We start from the raw sequence: 17,937 nt of genomic DNA, 5'->3' as shown, positions 1-17,937 counted from the left end.
CGCTGAACGCCTGTTTCGAAGGAGACGCCCGACATGACCGTGACTCCCGAAAACCCCATTGGCCTCGACGGATTCGAGTTCGTCGAATTCACCAGCGCCGACGCGGCTAAGATGACCATGTTGATCGAGCAACTCGGCTTCACCGCCTGCGCGACGCACCCCACGACAGCGATCACCCGCTACAAGCAGGGCCGCATCAATCTGCTGGTCAATATGGAGCCGGATGGTCAGGCGGCGGAATTCCGCGCCGTCCATGGCGCCTCGGCCAACGGCATGGCCTTCCGTGTGGCCGATGCGAAATCCGCTTATGAACTGGCCCTCTCGCGGGGCGCCAAGGGGGCGGACGCTTCGCGGAGCGCCTTTCCCAACGCCTACGCGCTGGAAGGTATCGGCGGCTCGCTGCTCTATCTCATCGACCGCTATGGCGACGCGGGCGGACTCTATGACGGCTGGAAGCAGATTGCGGGCGCGGCCGAAGCGGAGGCGGTCAACAGCGTCGGGCTCGACCTGCTCGATCACCTCACCCACAACGTCAAGCGCGGCCAGATGCATAGCTGGTCGAGCTTCTATAGCCGGATCTTCGGTTTCGAGGAGCAGAAGTCCTTCGATATTCGGGGGCAGGCGACGGGTCTTTTCAGTCAGGCGATGATCGCGCCGGACAAGGCCATCCGCATCCCGCTGAACGAAAGCCAGGACGACGCCTCGCAGATCGAGGAGTTCATCCGTGAATACAATGGTGAAGGCATCCAGCACCTGGCCTTCACCACCCACGATATCTACGCGACCGTGGAGCGTCTGCGCGCCCGCGGCGTCAAGCTGCAGGACACGATCGAGACCTATTACGAACTGGTCGACAAGCGCGTGCCCGGCCATGGCGAGGATCTGGAGCGGCTGAAGAAGAACCGCATTCTGATCGACGGCGATGTCGAGAAGGAGGGTATCCTGCTCCAGATCTTCACTGAGCACCTGTTCGGCCCGATCTTCTTCGAGATCATCCAGCGCAAGGGCAACGAGGGCTTTGGCAATGGGAATTTTCAGGCCCTGTTCGAGTCCATCGAACTCGATCAAATCCGTCGCGGCGTCATCAAGGTGGACGCTGCGGAGTAGGGCGCGTCTTGGCCGGCCGGAAGCTGACAGGTCCCGGGAAGGCGGGCATCCTTGATGGGATGGCCGGCCGAGGAAAAGCTATGCCGCTGAGTTACATGTCCGGCTTCGGCGGAAGTTTCGAGACCGAAGCGGTCGCTGGCGCCCTGCCTGTCGGTCAGAACTCGCCGCAGAAGACGCCGTTCGGGCTGTTCGCCGAGCAGCTTTCGGGCAGCGCCTTCACCGCGCCGCGGCACGAGAACCGGCGCTCGTGGCTCTATCGCCTGCGCCCGACGGCAAGCCATTCGCCCTTCAGGCGCTATGAGGGCGGGAAGCTGATCCGCTCCGGCCCGTTCGATGAGGCTCCGCCGACTCCCAATCGTCTTCGGTGGAATCCGCTACCCATTCCAACGGAGCCGACCGATTTCGTCGACGGCTTGGTGACCTATGCCGGTAATGGGGACGTCTCGGTGCAGGCGGGGATCGGCATCCACCTTTATGGCGCCAACCGCTCTATGCAGGGCCGGGTATTCTGCAATGCGGACGGTGAGCTGTTGATCGTGCCGCAGCAGGGCGCGCTTCGGCTGGCGACGGAACTTGGCCGTCTAGAGGTCGCGCCGGGCGAGATTGCGGTGCTGCCGCGAGGCGTCCGTTTCCGGGTCGAATTGGACGGGCCGGCTCGCGGCTATGTCTGCGAGAACTACGGCGCGCCATTCCGCCTGCCTGAGCTTGGGCCGGTCGGAGCCAATGGCCTAGCCAATGCACGCGACTTTCTTCATCCCGTCGCCTGGTTTGAAGATCGCGACGAACCCACGGAAGTCGTTCAGAAATTCCAGGGCGGCCTGTGGGCCATGACGCTGGATCACAGTCCGCTGGACGTGGCCGCGTGGCACGGCACTCTCGCCCCCTGCAAGTATGACCTGTCGCGCTTCAATGCGATCAACACGGTCAGCTACGACCACCCGGACCCGTCGATCTTCACGGTTCTTACCTCGCCGTCCGAAGTTCAGGGCGTGGCCAATTGCGATTTCGTCATCTTTCCGCCCCGGTGGATGGTGGCCGAACATACCTTCCGCCCACCGTGGTTCCATCGCAATATCATGAGTGAATTCATGGGGCTGGTGCACGGCGCCTATGACGCCAAGGCTGGCGGCTTCGCCCCTGGCGGCGCCAGTTTGCACAACTGCATGGCCGGGCATGGCCCGGACCGCGCGAGCTACGAAAAGGCGATCGCCGCCGAACTCGTTCCGCACAGGATCGAGGATACGATGGCCTTCATGTTCGAGAGCCGTTGGGTGATCCGTCCCACCAGATTCGCGATCGAAACCCCGCTCGTCCAGCTCGACTATGACGACTGCTGGGAAGGCTTCGCCAAGGCTCAGGTTCCCGCTTCTTGAGGGATTGCCGGCCCGCCTGAGTCCCGACGCAAGAAATCTGGCGCCGCCTGGGAGCCGCCCTGGCTGGACCTTTCGCCGCATGCCGGGCTAGGTCGCGGGCAGCGAGATGCAAGAGGACGCCGCATGACCCAGAATTTCGAAACCCGCGCCATCCACGCCGGCGCCGCGCCCGACCCGACCACTAAGGCCCGGATCACCCCGATCTATCAGACCACGGCCTTCGTCTTCGATGACGCCGACCATGCGGCCAACCTGTTCAACCTCGAGGCCGCCGGCAACATCTACACCCGGCTTGGCAACCCCACGAGCGGCGTTCTTGAAGCACGTGTCGCCGACCTGGAAGGCGGGATTGCGGCTTTGGCGGTCGGCAGCGGGCATGCGGCCCAGTTCCTGGCCTTCCACACCCTGATGGAGCCGGGCTGCAACATCGTCGCCTCGCGCAAGCTCTATGGCGGGTCGCTGAACCAACTGGGCCAATCGTTCAAGCGCATGGGCTGGGAGACCCGCTTCATCGACAGCGACGATCCGGCCGACTTCGCAGCCGCCATCGACGGCAAGACCCGGGCGGTCTTCGTGGAGTCCATCGCCAATCCGGGCGGGGTGATCACGGACATCGCCGCCATCGCCAAGGTCGCCCACGACGGAGGCGTGCCCCTGATCGTCGACAACACCCTGGCCAGCCCCTACCTCTGCCGTCCTATCGAGCATGGCGCAGACATCGTCGTGCATTCGCTGACCAAGTTCCTCGGCGGCCACGGCAACTCCATGGGCGGAGCGATCATCGATTCCGGCCGCTTCGACTGGGCCGCCAGCGACAAGTTCGGCTACCTCACTCAGCCGAACCCCAGCTATCACGGCAAGGTGTTCACCGAGGCGTTCGGCCCGGCGGCCTTCATCGTCGCCTGTCGTGCGCTGGGGCTGCGCGATCTCGGCCCGTCGATCTCGCCGTTCAACGCCTTTATGATCCTGACCGGGATCGAGACTCTGCCGCTGCGCATGCAGCGCCACGCCGACAACGCTCTGGCCGTGGCCAAGTGGCTGGAGGCCAATCCGAAGGTCGAGTGGGTGTCCTATGCCGGTCTGGCGGGCAATCCCTATCATGCGCTGGCGCAGCGCTACACGCCCAAGGGGGCGGGCTCGGTATTCACCTTCGGGGTCAAGGGCGGCTATGCGGCCGGGGTCAAGCTGGTCGGCGCGGTGAAGCTCTTTTCACACCTGGCCAATCTGGGCGACACCCGCAGCCTGATCATCCACCCGGCCTCCACCACCCACCGCCAGCTTCTGGAGAAGGACCAGGCGGCGGCGGGGGCGGGGCCTGATGTGGTGCGGCTGTCGGTCGGGCTCGAGAACATCGAGGATATTCTCGCCGACCTCGAACAGGCCTTCGCGCAAATCTGACGCAGAAACGGCGCCAGCGGGCCGGGCAGGCTCGTATTCAGCCCGCTGGCGCCGGCTTCCAGTTTGGACCGGGATTGGTGTTGACCATCCAGGGGATGCCGAACTGGTCGATTAGGCCGCCATAGCCGGGCGACCAGAAGGTCTCGGCGAAGGGCATGGTGACTTTGCCGCCTGCCGATAGCGCATCGAACACTCGGCGCGCCTCGTCCGCATCGTCGGTGTGATAGGTGACGTCGAAGCCGTTCTTGGGCTTGTCGATGTTGGGGGCGAACTCTGGCGCCATGTCCGCGCCCATCAGCGCCTGGTCGCCGACCTCCAGCCAGCAATGCATCAGCCAGTCCTTGTACTTGGGATCGACCGGCATGTCGGGCGGTCCCTCGCCATAGGGAAAGGCCGCGATGACCTTCCCGCCCAGCACTTCAGCGTAGAAGTCGAAGGCGGCCCGGCATTGGCCCTGGAAGCTCAAGCTGGTGACGAGTTTCATGGCGGTTTCTCCGTGGATGCGGGCGTGCGCGCGGCGTGGCCGCCTCCGCTCTCCAACCGGGAAAGTCCGTTCAAGTTCCGCCTGCCCAGGGGCGGCGCGGAGCCCGCCGTCAGTCCAGAACGCGGCCTTCGCGCCAGTAGCCCATCAGATTGAGGGCTTGGCGAGGCGCCTTGCGGTCGGTGATCAACAGCCGGCGAATGGCCAGCACCGCCGCAGCTTCCCCGGCCACCCAGCCGTAGAAGCCCGGATCCTCGGGCGCGGCGCGATCCCACAGGATCGCCTGGTCGACATCGACCTCGGCCAAGGCCGGCGCAGTCCGGGCGAGGGAGGCCGGAAGGACGGCCCGTTGCGCTGCGCCGATCATCAAGGCGCCGGGCGCGCCTAGGCCGCGCGGCATCCATTCGATTGTCAGACCCGGCCAGCTCGGCAGCGGCAATTGGTCTTCCGGGGCGGCCACCTCGACAAAGGCCTGAGTCGTGGGAGGCGCAGGGAGGGCTGCGAGTTCCTCCAATATGCCGGCCAGGGCGGGGAGGGCCGTTTCGTCGGCAATGAGCAGGAGTTGTTTCAGGCCGGCGGGCGGTTTCCACTCATAGCCCCCGGCGTCGCCCGCGAAGGCGCGGTTGGGGGCCATGATCTGCAAGGTCTCGCCCGGTTCTGCGTGCGTGGCCCAGGCGGAGGCCGGGCCATTGTCGCCATGAAGCACGAAATCGACATCGACCTCGCCAGCTTCGGCGCGCAGATGGCGGATGGTGTAGGTGCGCATCGGCGGGCGGACGGCCGCGTCGGTCTGCTTGTAGCGCGCGTACCAGTCCGGCGTGTGGACCAAGGCGGCGGGTCGGCCTTGAGGATCGGGGAAGAAGATCTTGATCCGCTGGTCGGGCGAAAGCGTCGCCATTCGGCGCACCTGCTCGCCGTGGAAGGTCAGGCGCGAGAGGTGGGGCGTGAGCGGCGTCTTGGCCTTCAGGGCCACGTCGAACAGCATGTAGGGGGAGGCGGGCGCAGGGCTTTCCATGCTCGCCAGTCGATCATATTTGAGAATGACTCGCAATATCTGATCCGCTGATCCAGGTACGGACCGCCTTGAGCCCGGTGTCCAGCAGGACCAGGTCGGCGCGTGCGCCGACGGCGATCCGGCCATAGCCTTCACCCAGGCCCAGGAAGGCGGCCGGATAGGTCGAGGCCATGCTGGCGGCTTCTTCCAGCGGCAGGCCCGCCATGCGGACGGCGTTGGCCACCGCGCCGGCCATGTCGAGGTCCGAGCCGGCCAGGGTGCCGTTCTCGTCCACGCAGACGCCGTCGACCACCCGGATCGGACGGCCCTGGATGGTGAAGCGCTTGTCGGCCATCCCGACGCTGGGCATCGCGTCGGTGACCAGCATGAAGCGGTCGCGCCGCTTGGCGGCGAAGGCGATGCGCAGGACAGCGGGATGGATGTGGCGGCCGTCGGCGATGATCCCGCACCACGACCCCTGGCTTTCCAAGGCCGTGCCGACCGCGCCCGGCTCGCGGCTGGTCAGGGGGGACATGGCGTTGAAGAGGTGGGTGAAGCCGGTGACGCCTGCCTCCAGAGCGCCGGTCAGCACGTCATAGGTGGCGTTGGTGTGACCGGCCGCGACCGTCACGCCGGCGGCGGCCAGCCGCGCGATCATCTGCGGGGTGGTGGTCTCGGGCGCCAGGGTCACCAAGGTGCGGCCGCACCGGGCCGAGGCGAGCAGGTCGATCGAGGCGTCGTCCAGGGTGCGGAATTTCGAAGCGTCGTGCACGCCCTTGCGTTTCTCGCTGAGGAAAGGGCCCTCGATGTGGATGCCGAGCACGCCGGGGACGCCCGCCTCGATGGCTGCGTCGACGGCGGCGATAGCCTGGGCCACGGTCGCCAGATCGTCGCTGATGAGGGTCGGCAGGAAGCCGGTGGTTCCATAGGCGCGGTGCGCGGCGCCGATCGTGGCGATGGTCTCGACCGTCGGCGCGTCGTTGAACAGCGCCCCTCCGCCGCCGTTGACCTGGGTGTCGATGAAGCCGGGAAGCAGATAGCCGCCCTCGAGGTCGATGCGGCGGGCGGCGGCGAGGCGGGAGCCGATTTCGACGATCCGCTCGCCTTCGACGACGACGTCGAGCGACTGGAAGCCCTGGGGGGTAAGAACCTGGCCGTTGACGAGCGCGGTGGGCATCAGAGGGTCTCGGTCACCTTGTTGAGGTGGGGGGGGCGATCCGGATCGTGGCCGCGCAGGATCGAGAGCATGTTGGCCATGCGGTAGAAGCCCTGGATGCGGACGATCGGCTCCAGCACCGGATGGGCGGGCAGGGTCGGCAGGCCGCCGCCGCCGCCGGCCATCATCACGTCGGCGCCGCGGGCGGCGAGATCGCGGGCGAGTGCGGCGACGCCCTCTTCGCTCTGGTCGTCCTGGGCGAAGACCAGCACTGGAAAATCCTTCTGCACCAGCGCCATGGGGCCGTGCAGCACCTCGGCGGCGCTGAAGGCCTCGGCGTGCAGGCCGCAGGTTTCCTTGAATTTGAGGGCCGCTTCCTGAGCGACGCCGAAGCCGACCCCGCGGGCGAGGACGTAGAGGTTTCGGGCGTCCTTCAGGCGCTTGGCTGCGGCGCTCCAGTCGAGCGGCCAGGCCTTGGCCAGGATGTCGGGAAGGGTGTCGAGCGCCGCCTCCAGCGCCTCGTCCTGCGTCCAGGCGGCGACGAACTGGGCGATGGCGGCCAGGGCGGCGATGTAGGACTTGGTGGCCGCGACGCTGATCTCGGGACCGGCGTGCAGGGGCAGCACCTTGTCGGCCCGCTTCGCCAGGGGCGAAGTCTCGTCATTGACCAGGGCGAGCGTGAGTGCGCCGCCCTGCCTGGCGGCTTCCACCGCGGCCAGCAGGTCGGGGCTCTTCCCCGACTGCGAGATGGCCAGATAGAGCATCCCTTCCAGCTTCGGCTCGGCGGCGTAGACCGAACTGACCGACAGGGCGGCCGAAGAGGTGACGACGCCGGTCGCGGTTTCGATCAGATATTTGGCGTAGGTGGCCGCGTGGTCGGAGGAGCCGCGGGCGCAGGTGACGACGGCGCGGGGCGGGTTGGCGCGCAGCTCCGCGCCGAGGGTGTGGGCGGCTTGGCGGTTGGCCGCCAGCAGCCGTGCGACGACCTGCGGCGCCTCGGCGGCCTCCTGGAACATGCGCGTGTGTTCCGGGCGCAGGGCGGGGGGCTTGGTCACGCGGCGTCTCCGGGGGGGCTCATCTCAAAGGGCGTTCAGTTCGGCGACGAAGTCGTAGGCGTCGCCACGATAGTAGGATTGGGTGACTTCGACCGTGCGCCCATCCTTCAGGAAACCGCGACGCTCGATCAGCAGGCCAGCATCGCGGGGCGCAACGCCGAGCAACTCGGCCTGTTCGTCGGTGAAGAGGACCGCGCGCAGACGCTGCAAGGCGCGCACCGGACGGTGGCCGGTCTTCTCCAGAGCCTCGTAGAGCGAAGCCTCCACGAAGTCGGGGCTGGGCATGCAGAAGGCTGGCAGAGTCGAATATTCCAGCGCCATCGGCGCGCCATCGGCGTAGCGAATCCGGTGGAAGCGATAGACAGGCGCCCCGGGCGACAGGCCGAGCGTCAGGGATTCCTCAGGCGTCACCTGACCCTCGGCGCGTGACAGCCAGGCCGAATGCGGCGCGCGCCCGCGCGAGATCATGTCCTCGGTGAAGGACGACAGCTTGGAGAAGTTCTTTTCGACCCGGGCGGCGACGAAGGTGCCTGCGCCCTGGCGGCGGATCAGCAGGCCTTCGCCGACCAGGCCGTCCAGCGCCTTACGCACGGTGATTCGGGAGACGCCCAGCTCGTCGGCGAATTCGCGTTCGGCCGGCAAGGCGTCGTCGGGCGCGAGGACGCGACTTGAGATGGCTTCGCGCAGGGCGCGCTGGAGCTGACGGTAAAGCGGAGCGGGGTCCTGTTCGTCCAATCGGCCTATGCGTTCCGAAAAGGTCAAAGGTGTCTCTCCGCGGGGATCGCCGGCTTATGCCATACCGACGTATCGTGAGACCATTTAGATACCAATATATACGACAAGTTCAATTGGTCTCTTTTTGGGCTTGTCAATTTTATGAAACTGCGCACAGTTCGACCCGGCAAGGTCAATGTAGACCGGTTCGTCGCAGGGCTAGGCGAAGAATTGGTATCGAATTGGGCTTGCATCGGCTCCGGGGAAAGGCCCGGACACAGGGGAGAAGCCGAGTGAATAAGCATCGCAAGTCCATCCTGATCGCGTCCGCGAGCCTTCTGGCCGTCGCCGGCGCCAGCCCGTCCTTCGCACAGGATAGTCAAGTCGAGGAGCTGGTCGTCACCGGCATCCGCGCATCGCTGCAGCAATCGCTGGAAGCCAAGCGCAATGCAGACGCCATCGTCGACTCGGTGACCGCCGAGGACGTGGGCAAGTTCCCGAACACCAACGTCGCCGAAGCCATCACCATGGTTCCCGGGGTGACGGTCGACCGCGCCTTCGGCCAGGGCGAGAAGGTCTCCATCCTCGGCACCGACCCGGCGCTCAACCGCACCCTGCTCAACGGCCAGACCGTGGCCTCGGCCGACTGGTTCATCCTCGACACCCCAGGCCGGACGTTCAACTACGCGCTGCTGGCGCCTCAGATCGTCGGCCGGGTCGATGTCTACAAGACGCCTGAGGCGCGGATCGACGAAGGCAGCATCGGCGGTACGGTGATCGTCAGCACGCGCCGGCCGTTCGATATGAAGGCCGGCGCTCTCGCCGGCTCGCTGGCCTATCTTTACAACGACCGTTCGGAGAAGGGTGACGTCCAGGGCGCCCTGATGGGGAGCTGGAAGAACGCCGACGAGACCTTCGGGATCTCGGTCTCGGTCCAGCGCGCGACCGACCAACTGCGTCGCGACGGCCTGGAATCCTACGGCACCATGGCGGCCAATCAGTGGGCGGGCGGCAATGCCGACAATCCGGTGGACTCGCGCACCCGCGGCTGCCTGGGCGACTGCGCTGCAACCCTCACCGCCAACCTGAACGCCCGCAGCCCCAACGCTTTCGGGACGTCGTACTTCGAACAGGAGCGCGAGCGCACCAGCTACACCGCCTCGCTGCAATGGCGGCCGGTCGAGCAGCTCGAACTCGAGTTCAACTGGCTCAAGATCAAGGCGAGCTACGACAACCTGAACCAGTCGATGTACGCCTTCCAGGGCAACACCTGGAACAGCCTCGGGGCCTTGACGGGACTCACGGTCGCCAACGGCGTGGTCAAGAGCGCCACCCTGGCCAATGCGCTGAGCGTGCTGGACGTGCAGTACCGCGAAGCGGAGATGAATTCCGACACCTACGACCTGCGCGGCAAGTGGAAGGGCGAAGGCTGGGATCTGTCGGCCAATGCCGGGATATCCAAGGCCGATGGCGGCACCAAGCGCCAGGTGTTCCTCGAGTTCCTCAACTGGGCGGACTACACGGTCGACCTGAGCCAGGCGCCGAGCAATCCGGGCAGCGTCACCTACAAGACCGACGTGATGGGCAATCCGGCCGCCTTCGCCACCGATCCGGGCTGGAGCGGCAACCTGGTCAGCAAGCCGACGACGGATGAGGAAAAGTACGCCCAGGTCGACTTCGGCCTCGATCTCGACGGCGTAATCAAGCGTGTGGAGCTCGGCTACAAGTTCCGTCGCCACGAGACCGCCCAGCAGTACGCCGGCATCGCGATCACGAGCGTCGCCGCGCCGGCCAGCCTGTTCAACCCTTCGACCGTGCCGAGCAACTATCTCGACGGCGTGGGCGGCAACGAGCAGATGCGCTCGCGCTTCCGGATCGATGGAGATGCGATGGTCGCCTATGTCCAGTCGGGCAAGTGGCTGGCGGCGGGCGCATCGCTGCCGGCCCCGTCGATCTTCGCCGCGCCGGAGTTCACCGCGGGTAATTGGGCGATCCAGGAGGACGCCAACGCCTTCTACGCCCAGGCCAATATCGAGGCTGGCGAACTGCGCGGCAACATCGGGGTGCGCTATGTTCGCACCAATGTCGACAGCGCCGGCTATGTCTGCAAACCCGGCGCGGCCTGCAACGCCGCCTCCGACTGGGCCTGGCAGTCGCAGTCGAAGTCCTATGACAACGTCCTGCCCAGCGTGAACCTGGCCTACAACCTGCACGACGACCTGATCCTGCGCTTCTCGGCGGCCCAGGTGATCGCCCGTCCAAACTACGCCGACATGACCAGCTTCTTCTGGCTGTCGGATCAGATCCTGACCGGCGAGGGCGGCAACCCCAACCTCGATCCCTACAAGTCGAGCAACTTCAACATCTCGGCGGAGTGGTACTTCCAACCCCAGGCGATCGTGGCGGCGGAGTTCTTCTACAAGGACATCAGCAACTACATCCTGAAGAAGACTGCGCCCGAGCAGTACTTCAACCAGTCGCAGGGCCGGATCACGACCTACCAGATCAGCCGGCCGTTCAACGCCGGTTCGGCCGAAGTGAAGGGCGTCTCGCTGGCCTACCAGCAGAACTACGCCTACGGGTTCGGCCTGCTGGCCAACTACACCTACGCCGACGGCCAGGGCCAGGACGGCGCGCCGCTGCCCTACAATTCCAAGCATCAGGTCAATATCAGCCCGTTCTATGAGAACGGCCCGATCGCAGCCCGCGTGACCTACACCTGGCGCTCGAAGTATTTCACCGGCATCGACCGGGGCGATGAGATGTTCGTGCGCCCCTACAAGTCGCTCGACATCTCGGGCACCTACAATTTCAACAAGAACGTCAGCCTGACGGTGGCGGGCATGAACCTGCTGGATAGCGAGTACTACGCCTACGCCAACACCACCGAACTGGCCCGCGGCGTCTATCGGACGGGCCGCAAGTACATGGCCACCTTGAGCTTGACGTTCTGACCCGGTTCGACGGCCTGAACGGCCGTCTGGCCAGACGCGGATGTGCGGTTCAGCTTCCGCCTTCTGCGGCGGGTGAGGGGCTCATGCCCGAGCTTCTCACCCGCGCCTTGCGGCGCCAGGCGCTGCGCATGCTTTTTTCCAGACCCCGCCTCGTCAGCTTGAGAGGCGCCTGAGCGGGGCGGCTTGCCGCTCCGCTCTTTTTTTGCGCGAGTCCGGCGGATGATACGTTCCCTCCTTCTGGCCACGGCCGCTCTGACGATCTCGGGACCCGCGCTCGCGGCGTCGGGCGCGCCGATCATGCCGGCGCCGGTTAGTGACACGCCGCGCGAAGGCGCCTTCGTTCTTGACGCCCGCACCGTGATCGCGCCGGCCGAAGGCGATGCGCAGGCGCGGGCCAGCGCGCGCTATCTCGCCGATCTTCTGGCCAGGAGCCGCGGGCTCAGGCTGGCTGTGCGTCAACCGAAGGCCGGGGAGCGTGCGATCCTGCTGGCGCGCGGCGGGCCGCAAGGCGAGGCCTATCGCCTGGAGGTCGGTCCGCAGGCGATCACCATCTCCTCCAAGGGGGATGCGGGCCTGTTCTACGGGGCCGTCACCGCCTGGCAACTGGCGACGGCCACGCCCGGCAAGGGCCCCGCGACCATTCCCGCCCGCATCATCGACGATGCGCCCCGGTTCGGCTGGCGCGGGCTGATGCTGGACAGCGCGCGGCACTTCCAGAGCGTGGCGTTTGTGAAGGGCCTGATCGACCGCATGGCGCTGTCGAAGCTCAACACCCTGCACTGGCACCTGACCGACGATCAGGGCTGGCGCCTGGAGATCAAGAAATATCCCAAGCTGACGGAGGTCGGCGCCTGGCGGGTTCCCGCAGGCGCGGCCGCTGCGGCCGACATCGATCCGAAGACCGGCAAGCCGCGGGTGGTGGGCGGTTATTACACCCAGGATCAGGTGAGGGAGATCGTCGCCTACGCCGCCGAGCGCCACATCACTATCGTCCCGGAGATCGAGACGCCGGGGCATGCCCATGCCCCGATCGTCGCCTATCCGCAACTGGGCTCGGCCGCGACCCCGCCGACCGCCATCTCCGGCGACTGGGGCGTCTTTCCTTATCTCTACAATGTCGATGAGACGACCTTCGCCTTCCTCGACGACGTGCTGACCGAGGTCGTGGGGCTGTTCCCCGGACCTTATGTTCATGTCGGCGGCGACGAAGCGGTCAAGGACCAGTGGAAGTCCAATCCCGCCGTCCAGGCGCGGATGAAGGACCTGCACATCGGCAGCGAGGCGCAGTTGCAGGGCTGGTTCGTCTCCCGTGTCGAGCAGATGCTGAAAGCCAAGGGCCGCAAGCTGATCGGCTGGGACGAGATCCTGGAGGGCGGCGTTGCGCCCGACGCCACGGTGATGTCCTGGCGCGGGACCGACGGTGCAGTCATCGCGGCCAAGCTGGGCCACGACACGATCCTCAGCCCCGCGCCCACCCTCTATCTCAATCACCGTCAGACCAGTTCGCCGGAGGAGATGCCCGGCCGCGGCCAGGTGGTCGGCCTCAAGGAGGTCTATGACTACGAGCCGATGCCGGCGGCGCTGAGCCCCGACCAGCAGCCTCACGTGCTGGGCGTGCAGGCCAACCTCTGGACCGAGCATGTGAGGACGGAAGACCGCGCGCCGCTGATGTACTATCCGCGCGCGACCGCCCTGGCCGAGACCGCCTGGTCGCCGACCTCGCGAAAGGATTGGAACGATTTCGCCGATCGGCTGCCGGTCGAACTGGAACGCTATCGTAGCCTGGGCCTGACTTTCGGCGAGGCGGGTTTGAAGGTGCGGGCCTTGGCCGAGCCGAGCGGCGCGGGGGCGCAGGTCGCGCTGTTGGGCGCCGAGACTATCGGCGAGATTCGCTACACGACCGACGGCTCGGCGCCCACCGCCGCCTCCAGTCTCTATGCTGGGCCTTTCGAGGCGCCGCTGGGGACCATGGTGACGGCGCGAGCTTTCCGTAGCGGCTTGGCGCTGGCTCCCGCCACGGCGACGCGGATCGACGCCCGTGCGGCCCGCACGCGGGTGAGCCAGGATCTGAAATCCTGCACCGAAGGCATTGTTCTCAATCTGGAAGACGACGGGCCTGTGCGCGGCGAACGCGCGCGTTTCCTGGTCGATATCATGAACCCGTGCTGGATTTACGAAGGCGCCGATCTCTCCGGCGTCGTCACGATCGAGGCGGCGGTCGGCCAGATCCCGTTCAACTTCCAGATCGGCAAGGACATCGAGAAGATCAGGTTCCGCCCGCCAGCGACGCCAGCCGGTGAACTGGAGGTGCGCCAGGGCTCGTGCCTGGGCGCGGTGATCGCGACCCTGCCGCTGGCTCCGGCGGCGGCATTCAGCGGCGTCACCGTGCTGAAGGCCCCCTTGAAGGGCGCCGGCCGCGCGGACCTCTGCTTCACCTTCACCCAGAAGGCTGTCGAGCCGATGTGGGTGATCGACCGCGTGACCCTGGTGACCGGCCATGACCGCTGATCTCGTCCTGCTTTCGCCGCTCGACGGCTGGGCCGCGCCGCTGGCGGAGGTTCCCGACCCGGTGTTCGCCGAGGCGATGCTGGGCGACGGCGTGGCGGTCGATCCGACCACTTCGGTGCTCAAGGCGCCTTGTGACGGCGTCATCACCTCGGTCCACGGCAGCCGTCATGCGGTCAGCCTGCGCGCTGCGGGCGGCGCGGAGATTCTGATGCATGTGGGCCTGGAGACCGTGGCGTTGAAAGGCGTCGGGTTCCAGGCTCATGTTCACGAAGGCCAGGCGGTGAAGGCGGGCGACCGACTCATCACCTTCGATCTCGCCGTGCTGGCCCAAGGGGCGAAGAGCCTCGTCATCCCCATCGTCGTGACGGACGCGGCGGGCCGCGCCATCGCCTGGCGAGCCACCGGGCGACGGGTGGCGGCGGGGGAACCGCTGATGACGCTATCGGCGGGGACGGGAAGTGAAACCGCCGCGTCTGTCGCCGGACCGGAGCTGACGCGCCAGATCCTCATTCCGCTGATCCACGGGATGCATGCGCGCCCGGCGGCGCGGGTGGCCGATACGGCCAAGCGCTTCTCGTCGGAGATCGCCGTCCTGGCCGTGAACCGGCGAGCTAACGCCAAGAGTCCGGTCGGGCTGATGTCGCTGGGTTTGCGCCACGGCGACACCGCGACCTTGGCCGCGACGGGCGAGGACGCCGCCGCGGCTCTCGAAGCTCTGGCCGAACTGATCGAAGGGGGCATGGGCGAGGGGGCGCCGGTGCGCGCGACGCCCGTCCAGGCCGCCAGCAGGCCGGCCGCTCAGAGGCGTCCGGGTCTCGCCGTCCTTCGAGGCGTGACGGCCTCGCCGGGCTTGGCGGTCGGCAAGGCGGTTCGATTGTTCGTCGACGAGATCGAGGTGGCCGAGACCGGCGCCGGCGTCGAAGCCGAACGCGCACGGCTGGACGCCGCCTTGGCGACCATAGGCCAGAGCATCGCCGCCGAGGCGGCGCAGGATGGCGGTCAGGCGCGTCAGGCGATCCTGAGCGCGCACGCCGCTTTTCTGGAGGACCCGGACCTGCTGGCCCAGGCGGGGCGGCTGATCGGCGAAGGGCGCAGCGCCGCCTATGCTTGGCGCGCCGCCATCGGGGCCTATGTCGAGGCGTTGCGGGGCTTGGGCGACCGAAGGATCGCCGAGCGGGTGGACGACCTGCTCGATCTCGAGCGGCGGGTGTTGCTGGCGCTCGATGGACGCGAGGACCGCGGCCCCGACCTGCCGCTCGGGGCGATCCTGCTGGCCGACGAACTGTTGCCTTCGCAACTCATGGGCCTCGACGCCTCGAAACTGGCGGGGTTCTGCACGGCCGGAGGCGGGCCGACCTCGCATGTGGCGATCCTGGCCGCCTCGATGGGCGTCCCGGCCATCGTCGCGGCCGGCGAGGGCGTGGCGGCGATCAAGGACGGGGCGAGCCTGATCCTCGACGCCGATGCGGGCCTGCTGCACGTCGCGCCCGACGCCAAGGCGCTTGAGGCCGCGCAGACCGCCCTGGCCCACCGCGCTGAACGGCTGGCGGCGGCGCGCGCCGCGGCGCGCGAGGATTGCCGCATGACCGATGGCACGCGCATCCAAGTCTACGCCAATCTGGGCTCGCTGGCCGAGGCCGAAGCGGCCGCCGCCGTGGGGGCCGAAGGCTGCGGCCTGCTGCGCACCGAGTTTCTGTTCCTGGAGCGCGACACCGCGCCCGACGAGGACGAGCAGGCGGCGCGTTACGAGGCTATCGCCCGGGCGATGGGCGGTCGGCCGCTGATCATCCGCCTGCTTGACGTCGGCGGTGACAAGACAGCCGCCTATCTGCCTATCGGCCCTGAAGAAAATCCGGCTCTGGGGGTGCGTGGCGTGCGGGTGCTGATGCGCCGGCCGCAGGTGTTGAAGACCCAGCTTCGGGCGATCCTGCGTGGGGCGGCCCACGCCAAGATCATGGTTCCGATGGTGACCGGCCTCTCCGAACTGCGCGTCGTGCGCGCCGCTCTGGACGAGGCGCGCCGCGAGATGGGCCGCGTCGGCCGCACCGACCTTGGCGTGATGATCGAGACTCCGGCGGCGGCGGCCACGGCGGACCTGTTGGCCGCAGAGGCCGACTTCCTTTCGGTCGGCACCAACGATCTGACGCAATACGCCCTCGCGATGGACCGGGGAAATCCGGACCTGGCCGGCGAGGTCGACGCCTTGCACCCGGCCGTGCTGCGGCTGATCGCCCAGGCGGCGGAGGGCGGGCGCAAGCACGCGCTGTGGACCGGCGTCTGCGGGGGGCTGGCCGGAGATCTGGTGGGAGCGCCGATCCTGATCGGCCTGGGGGTCACCGAACTTTCGATGCCGGTGGCTGCGATCCCCGAAGCCAAGGCCCTGATCCGCACCCTGTCGCCCGAAGCCTGCCGCCGGCTGGCCGAACAGGCCCTGCGCCAGCCCACCGCCGAGGCGGTCCGCGCCCTGGCCAACACCTTCCTGACCGGAGAAGCCTGATGGCCTCGCCTCTTGAAGCGCTCCAATCGCTCGGCCGCGCCCTGATGCTGCCGATCGCGGTCCTGCCCGCGGCGGGCCTGCTGCTGCGGCTGGGCCAGCCGGACCTGCTCGACATAGCCTTCGTCGCGGCTGCGGGGGATGCGATCTTCGCCAATCTAGGCTTGCTATTCGCAGCGGGTGTGGCGGTGGGACTGGCGCGTGACAACAATGGCGCAGCGGGCCTGGCGGGCGTGGTCTGTTTCCTGATCGCCGGCAAGGCGGCCGAGACCCTGCTTCATGTGCCGCCGGACGCGTTGAAGGCGATGAGCGGCGATGCGGCGAGCCTGGCCGCCGCGGCCTTCAAGCAAAAGGCGATCGCCAAGGTCTCTGTGCCCATCGGCATCGTGTCGGGCGTCATCGCAGGCGACTTCTACAACCGGTTTTCGGGCGTGAAGCTGCCGGAATATCTGGCCTTCTTCGGTGGCCGGCGGTTCGTGCCGATCATCGCGGGCCTGGCCGGGCTGGCGCTGGGCGGGGCGGTCGGGATCACCTATCAGGGCATCGATCAGGCGATGGACGCCGCCAGCCGCGCGGTGGTGGGATCAGGCGAGGTCGGGCTCTTCATCTATGGAGTGGCCAACCGGGCGCTGATCGTCACCGGCCTGCATCACATCCTGAACAACATCGCCTGGTTTATCGTCGGCGACTACGGCGGCGCGACCGGAGACCTCAACCGCTTCTTCGCCGGGGATCCCTCGGCCGGCGCCTTCATGGCCGGCTTCTTTCCGGTGATGATGTTCGGTCTGCCGGCCGCGTGCCTGGCCATGTATCACGCCGCTCCGGCCCATCGGCGCAAGGCGGTCGGCGGGATGCTGGCCTCCATGGCCCTGACCACCTTCCTGACCGGCGTAACCGAGCCCATCGAGTTCAGCTTCATGTTCCTCGCCCCGGCGCTCTACGCGATCCACGCGGCGCTGACGGGTCTGGCCTTCATCGTCATGAGCCTGCTGGATGTGAAGCTCGGTTTCGGCTTCTCGGCCGGGGCCATCGACTATGTTCTGAACTTCGGCAAGGCGACGCATCCTCTGTTGCTCCTGCCGGTCGGGGCTGCTTACGGCGCGCTCTATTACGGCGTCTTCCGCTGGGCGATCGCCCGGTTCGATCTGAAGACGCCGGGCCGCGAGGACGAGACGTCGGTCTCCGCCGTCGTGGGCGCACAGACCGGCCGGCGGGGGGACGACTTCGTCGCCGCCTTGGGTGGAGCGGGTAATCTCGTCAGCGTTGACGCCTGCACCACGCGGCTGCGGCTAGTGGTCGCCGACCAGCAGATAGTGAACGAAGCGGCGCTGAAGGAACTCGGCTCGCGAGGCATGGTGCGTCCGTCTGACAAGGCGTTGCAGGTGGTGCTGGGTCCGATCGCCGATCAGGTGGCGGGCGAAATCCGCGCCGCCCTGGCCATGCCGGCGCCAGCCATGCCCGCCGCGACGCCCGCAATGAGCGGCCACATCGACCTCGAGCCCTGGGCTGCGGGCCTCGGCGGTCGCGGCAACGTGCTGGAGGCGGCGATGCTGGCCGGACGCCTCTGCGCGCGGCTCGCCGACGTTGCCGGGCTGGACGAGCCGGCCCTCATGGCCGCCGGGGCGCGAGGGGTGGCGCGGCTGGATGGTGGGGCGGTGCAGGTGCTGTTGCCCCCCGCCATCTGATCTGGCGCGGCGACAAGC

General features: G+C 67.4%; 12 protein-coding genes. 7 read left to right on the top strand and 5 right to left on the bottom strand.

Features of this window, described 5'->3' with window-relative positions; genetic code table 11:
• Positions 1-33: 33 nt before the first annotated feature.
• From hppD to ACE3TL_RS01320, 3 genes are all read left to right on the top strand, one after another.
• A complete protein-coding gene (gene hppD / locus ACE3TL_RS01330; RefSeq protein ID WP_374576856.1) occupies positions 34-1,107 on the top strand; it encodes a 4-hydroxyphenylpyruvate dioxygenase in 1,074 nt (357 codons plus the stop codon).
• 80 nt (positions 1,108-1,187) lie between these two features.
• Entirely contained in the window at positions 1,188-2,480 is a 1,293-nt protein-coding gene (gene hmgA / locus ACE3TL_RS01325) for a homogentisate 1,2-dioxygenase (RefSeq protein ID WP_374576855.1), read from the top strand.
• Between the two features lie 123 nt (positions 2,481-2,603).
• The gene (locus ACE3TL_RS01320) at positions 2,604-3,878 is read left to right on the top strand and encodes an O-acetylhomoserine aminocarboxypropyltransferase (protein WP_374576854.1); all 1,275 of its coding nucleotides are present in this window, start codon (positions 2,604-2,606) and stop codon (positions 3,876-3,878) included.
• A gap of 37 nt (positions 3,879-3,915) precedes the next feature.
• On the opposite strand, the gene ACE3TL_RS01315 is transcribed toward ACE3TL_RS01320, so the two are convergent.
• The 5 genes from ACE3TL_RS01315 to ACE3TL_RS01295 all read right to left on the bottom strand — a co-directional run bounded on the left by ACE3TL_RS01315 (position 3,916) and on the right by ACE3TL_RS01295 (position 8,326).
• Positions 3,916-4,362: a VOC family protein gene (locus ACE3TL_RS01315; protein ID WP_374576853.1), complete on the bottom strand. Its 447-nt coding sequence runs from the start codon at positions 4,360-4,362 to the stop codon at positions 3,916-3,918.
• A 109-nt stretch (positions 4,363-4,471) separates the two neighbouring features.
• Positions 4,472-5,374, bottom strand: coding sequence for a siderophore-interacting protein (locus tag ACE3TL_RS01310; RefSeq protein WP_374576852.1), 903 nt, complete (start codon positions 5,372-5,374; stop codon positions 4,472-4,474).
• 13 nt (positions 5,375-5,387) lie between these two features.
• Positions 5,388-6,530 carry an N-acetylglucosamine-6-phosphate deacetylase gene (gene nagA / locus ACE3TL_RS01305; RefSeq protein WP_374576851.1) on the bottom strand — a complete coding sequence of 381 codons (1,143 nt, stop codon included), beginning with the start codon at positions 6,528-6,530 and terminating at the stop codon, positions 5,388-5,390.
• A complete protein-coding gene (locus ACE3TL_RS01300) occupies positions 6,530-7,525 on the bottom strand; it encodes an SIS domain-containing protein (protein ID WP_374576921.1) in 996 nt (331 codons plus the stop codon). The genes nagA and ACE3TL_RS01300 overlap by 1 nt, the downstream gene beginning before the upstream one ends.
• 63 nt (positions 7,526-7,588) lie before the next feature.
• On the bottom strand, positions 7,589-8,326 hold the full coding sequence (locus ACE3TL_RS01295) for a GntR family transcriptional regulator (protein WP_374576850.1): 738 nt from the start codon (positions 8,324-8,326) through the stop codon (positions 7,589-7,591).
• Between the two features lie 245 nt (positions 8,327-8,571).
• Here ACE3TL_RS01295 and ACE3TL_RS01290 point away from each other — a divergent pair, with 245 nt between their 5' ends.
• From ACE3TL_RS01290 to nagE, 4 genes are all read left to right on the top strand, one after another.
• Positions 8,572-11,232 carry a TonB-dependent receptor gene (locus ACE3TL_RS01290; RefSeq protein ID WP_374576849.1) on the top strand — a complete coding sequence of 887 codons (2,661 nt, stop codon included), beginning with the start codon at positions 8,572-8,574 and terminating at the stop codon, positions 11,230-11,232.
• Between the two features lie 219 nt (positions 11,233-11,451).
• On the top strand, positions 11,452-13,740 hold the full coding sequence (locus ACE3TL_RS01285) for a beta-N-acetylhexosaminidase (RefSeq protein WP_374576848.1): 2,289 nt from the start codon (positions 11,452-11,454) through the stop codon (positions 13,738-13,740).
• Entirely contained in the window at positions 13,730-16,237 is a 2,508-nt protein-coding gene (gene ptsP / locus ACE3TL_RS01280) for a phosphoenolpyruvate--protein phosphotransferase (RefSeq protein ID WP_374576847.1), read from the top strand. Before ACE3TL_RS01285 ends, ptsP begins: the two co-directional genes overlap by 11 nt.
• The gene (gene nagE, locus ACE3TL_RS01275; protein WP_374576846.1) at positions 16,237-17,919 is read left to right on the top strand and encodes an N-acetylglucosamine-specific PTS transporter subunit IIBC; all 1,683 of its coding nucleotides are present in this window, start codon (positions 16,237-16,239) and stop codon (positions 17,917-17,919) included. Before ptsP ends, nagE begins: the two co-directional genes overlap by 1 nt.
• Positions 17,920-17,937: the final 18 nt, after the last annotated feature.

This window comes from Phenylobacterium sp. (assembly GCF_041920015.1).
Classification (GTDB): Bacteria; Pseudomonadota; Alphaproteobacteria; order Caulobacterales; family Caulobacteraceae; genus Phenylobacterium.
Note: the sequence above shows the minus strand (reverse complement) of the source record. Positions and strands in the feature narration are given on the sequence as shown.

Coding starts and splice junctions, on each gene's coding strand:
- ACE3TL_RS01320 (WP_374576854.1), top strand. CDS start 2,604: ATGACCCAGAATTTCGAAACCCGCGCCATCCACGCCGGCGCCGCGCCC.
- nagE (WP_374576846.1), top strand. CDS start 16,237: ATGGCCTCGCCTCTTGAAGCGCTCCAATCGCTCGGCCGCGCCCTGATG.
- ptsP (WP_374576847.1), top strand. CDS start 13,730: ATGACCGCTGATCTCGTCCTGCTTTCGCCGCTCGACGGCTGGGCCGCG.
- nagA (WP_374576851.1), bottom strand. CDS start 6,530: ATGCCCACCGCGCTCGTCAACGGCCAGGTTCTTACCCCCCAGGGCTTC.
- ACE3TL_RS01300 (WP_374576921.1), bottom strand. CDS start 7,525: ATGTTCCAGGAGGCCGCCGAGGCGCCGCAGGTCGTCGCACGGCTGCTG.
- ACE3TL_RS01310 (WP_374576852.1), bottom strand. CDS start 5,374: ATGGAAAGCCCTGCGCCCGCCTCCCCCTACATGCTGTTCGACGTGGCC.
- hmgA (WP_374576855.1), top strand. CDS start 1,188: ATGCCGCTGAGTTACATGTCCGGCTTCGGCGGAAGTTTCGAGACCGAA.
- ACE3TL_RS01315 (WP_374576853.1), bottom strand. CDS start 4,362: ATGAAACTCGTCACCAGCTTGAGCTTCCAGGGCCAATGCCGGGCCGCC.
- ACE3TL_RS01285 (WP_374576848.1), top strand. CDS start 11,452: ATGATACGTTCCCTCCTTCTGGCCACGGCCGCTCTGACGATCTCGGGA.
- hppD (WP_374576856.1), top strand. CDS start 34: ATGACCGTGACTCCCGAAAACCCCATTGGCCTCGACGGATTCGAGTTC.